This is a genomic window from Rhodococcus sp. HNM0563, from assembly GCF_012726195.1.
Classification (GTDB): Bacteria; Actinomycetota; Actinomycetes; order Mycobacteriales; family Mycobacteriaceae; genus Rhodococcus.
The window spans coordinates 1-434 of sequence record NZ_JAASAF010000043.1 but is presented as its reverse complement, the minus strand read 5'-3'; the positions used below and the strand labels follow the sequence as shown (position 1 = coordinate 434).

The 434-nt window shown below is 65.0% G+C and carries 1 protein-coding gene; it reads right to left on the bottom strand.

The window, feature by feature from the left end; all coding sequences use genetic code 11:
- A partial coding sequence (locus HCA61_RS25890; protein ID WP_169691061.1) for a condensation domain-containing protein occupies positions 1 to 434 on the bottom strand: 434 nt, incomplete at both ends.

The following is a 434-nucleotide window of genomic DNA, read 5'->3' as shown; positions in this document are numbered from 1 at the left end:
GTGGGCGCCCACCCGATCGCCGCCAACTCCTCCGGCACATCCGCACCGGACACACGCCCCAGATAGTTGAAACTGATCTGCGGCGACTTCGCCACCGCACCCAACCGCACCGACGACTCCCCATCCAGATACCGCAACAGGCCATAACCCATACCCCGGTCCGGAATCGCCAGCAACTGCTCCTTCACAGCCTTGACCGCAGCACCGACCGACACACCACCGGCGAACGCATCATCGACATCGACACCCGACAGATCCACCCGCACCGGATACGCACTCGTGAACCACCCCACCGTCCGCGACAGATCCGCCCCCGGCACCACAGCCTCTTCACGACCATGACCCTCGAACTTCACCAACGCCGACGACGACTCCACACCACGATCCCGACGCCACCGCACCAACGCCAACCCCAACGCCGCCACCAGACCATC